The sequence below is a fragment of the Actinoplanes sp. NPDC051633 genome, assembly GCF_040681735.1.
GTDB lineage: Bacteria > Actinomycetota > Actinomycetes > Mycobacteriales > Micromonosporaceae > Actinoplanes.
Genome location: NZ_JBFAZH010001104.1, coordinates 1 through 2,563, shown reverse-complemented (window position 1 = coordinate 2,563; position 2,563 = coordinate 1). Strand labels below are relative to the sequence as shown.

3 protein-coding genes and 1 pseudogene are annotated in these 2,563 nt (G+C 75.5%); all 4 read right to left on the bottom strand.

Going from position 1 to position 2,563, the window contains the following annotated elements; genetic code table 11:
* Positions 1–595, bottom strand: a 595-nt coding sequence (locus AB0M20_RS37565; protein WP_364305568.1) for a DNA-processing protein DprA, incomplete at its 3' end; no start/stop codon positions are given.
* 222 nt (positions 596–817) lie between these two features.
* Positions 818–1,468 (bottom strand): GGDEF domain-containing protein, encoded by a 651-nt coding sequence (locus AB0M20_RS37560; RefSeq protein WP_364305567.1) that lies wholly within the window; start codon positions 1,466–1,468, stop codon positions 818–820.
* A gap of 168 nt (positions 1,469–1,636) precedes the next feature.
* Complete coding sequence (locus AB0M20_RS37555; RefSeq protein WP_364305564.1) at positions 1,637–2,272, bottom strand: DUF4192 family protein; 636 nt, start codon at positions 2,270–2,272, stop codon at positions 1,637–1,639.
* A gap of 76 nt (positions 2,273–2,348) precedes the next feature.
* Positions 2,349–2,516 (bottom strand): annotated as a pseudogene (locus AB0M20_RS37550) (hypothetical protein); the annotation flags it as partial.
* Between the last annotated feature and the right edge of the window lie 47 nt (positions 2,517–2,563).

Below are 2,563 nucleotides of genomic sequence, written 5' to 3'. Positions count from 1 at the left end.
CGCGCAGGCCGGCCGGGAACAGGCGGTCCAGTCCCCCGGCCAGGACCACGGTCGGCCGCCCGCCGGCGACCAGGACGGCCCGGATGGCCGCGCTGGCGACGCCGAAGGCGCTGATCGCCGCGACAGCGAACCCGCGGTCGGTCAGCCCGGTCGCCATCTCGGTGGCCACGTGCCCGCCGTAGGCGGTGGCCGCGCGGGCGCCGACGATCGCGACGGACCTCGCCACTGTCTCCGTGGCCGAGCCGGCCGGGATGGCCGATCGGCCCGATGGGGCGATTGGTGCTGTTCCCCGGGTCCACAGGCCCACGGCCGCGTCGGCGGGCAGGGCAGGTGGCCAGTCGGCGTCGGCCGGGATCACCAGCCGGTCCGGTCCGGCCAGTGCGGTGTCGGCGGCCCGGGCCGCGCGGCGGCGCAGCAGCTGCGGTTCGCGGTCGCGCCATTCGCGGCGGACCACGGTGGGCAGGATGTCGTCGGTCAGTGCGGTCAGCGCCCCGGTCGCGCCGTTGCCGGTGATCGATGCCGTGATGGTGGCGTTGCCCGGTTCGGTGAGCCAGCTCAGGATGGCCCTGGCCCGGCGTTCGTCGTCGGCGCTCATGACGCCCGGCCTTGCGGGGTCGTGCCCGGCCGGACCGACCGGGAGCGCGTTGCGGCGGCCGGTGGTGCGGTCCGGCTCGTGTTTCTGTGGTGTGTGGCCATGGTGGCCCTCCTGTTTCTCCGCCTCGTGTTCTCCGCCTCGTGGCGGCGGGTGAGGCTGGGGCCATGCGGGCTCCAGCCTCCCCGTCGGGACGAGGTGGGTGGCGGGCGGCAGCGGGCCGGCCTACCGGGTGCCCGGCTGGTGCACGCCGGGGGTGAACACGACGGTCCGGCCGCGACCGCCGTTTTTTGCCGTGCGCAGGGCGGTGTCGGCGTGCCGCAGCGCTGTCCGGGTGTTCGGCTGGTGGACGACACCGGCGCAGGCGGTGACCTCCACGGTGACGGCGAAGCTGCTGCCCAGCTCGGCCGGTTCGGCGATGGCGGCGAGCAGCCGGTCGGCCAGCGGTCCGGGCGCGTGGTCGGTGAGGACGGCGAACTCGTCGCGCCGCAGCCGGAACACCCGGTCGCCGGCGGCGTCGGTGTGCTGGGTGAGCCGGCCGGCGAGAATGACCAGCAGTTCGTCGAACATGCGGTCGCCGATCAGGCGCCGGCAGGTGGCCGAGCCGTCGAGATTGAGCAGGATCAGCGCCGCCGGGCGCCCAGTGATGGCGTGCTGGAACGCGGTGCGATTACTCAGCCCAGTGAGCGGGTCACGGCGGGCGGCCGCATCGGCTTGGCGCAGCGCGGCGACGCAGCGGCGGGTGGCGCGACGCCAGAACGCGGCGCCACCAAGGGCGGCTGCGGTGAACAACACGATCAGCACCGCGGCGGTGATGATCGCGGTGGTAGTGATCGTGGCAGTGGTGATCGTGGCGGTGGTGGGCACGGTGGTCACGTCTCCTTCCGGCGCACGGGGGCGACCGGCACCAGCCGGCCGCCTCGCGCGTGAGGTGAGGTCCCGCTCGGATGGCGGGCTGAGGCCGGTGGCGCCCGGACGGGCACCGGATCAGGTGGACGAGTCAGATAGACGAGTCAGGCCGAAGGATCAGGCGGACGGGCCGGGTCAGCGGGAGCGGGTGCGCCACTCGTCCGGCGAGAGACCGACGTCGACGGCGGCGACCAGGGTTTGCGCCCGCCGATCGCCGGGGTCGGTCTCGAGGGCCCGCTCGGCGGCGGCGCGGGCCAGCACACCATCGCCGCGCAGGTAGGCGGTGGCCGCCAGCAGGCGGGCCGGCGCCGCGGCCAGCGGGGGGACGGTGCGGCGGGTCAGCTGGCCCCACAGCCACAGCTGGGCGTCGGTGCCGTCGCAGCCGGTCCAGGCGGCCTCCTGGACCGCGTCCAGAATCAGCAGGACACTGAGCCGGGCGGCCTCTTCGTCGGACAGTGACCGCCGGCCGGTGGCGTCGACGGCACGGCGCAGCGCGGCGATCCCCGCCTGCTCCGCCGCGTCGAGCAGCGCGTCCGCCGAATCACCCGGCCGGGCGGTCAGCATCGTCTCGAGCTCGCGCACCGCGACCTGGCTGGCGGCGGCCATCGGCGATTCCGGACCGGCCTCCAGCGGTGCGACACTGTCCAGCACCGTGCTGCGGTCGGGCAGCGGGCTGACGCCCTGGAAGACGGCTGCCGCAGCGGCGGCCGTGCCGGCCGGGTCGAAGGCGACGTCGTCGGCGGCGCAGCCGGGACAGCTGAGGCAGTACAACCGGCTGCCCGGTCACGCGCACCCCGCGCGCCGGCACGGACCGGACCTGCAGGGCGGCGCGGAGGGTACCGGCGACCGCGGCGACGCCGGCGTCGGCGCCGTAGCCGATCAGGAATGCCGACGAGGCGTGCCGGGAGACCACCTGCGCGACGTTGGCCGCCGCAGCCTCGGATTCGGCGCGGCTGGTCCCGTCGGCCCAGTCGAGGTCGAGGCGGGCGACGACCGCGGCGCCGCCGCCGTGCACACCGACGCAGACCAGGCTGTCGGTGGGATGGAAGCCCAGCAGGTACG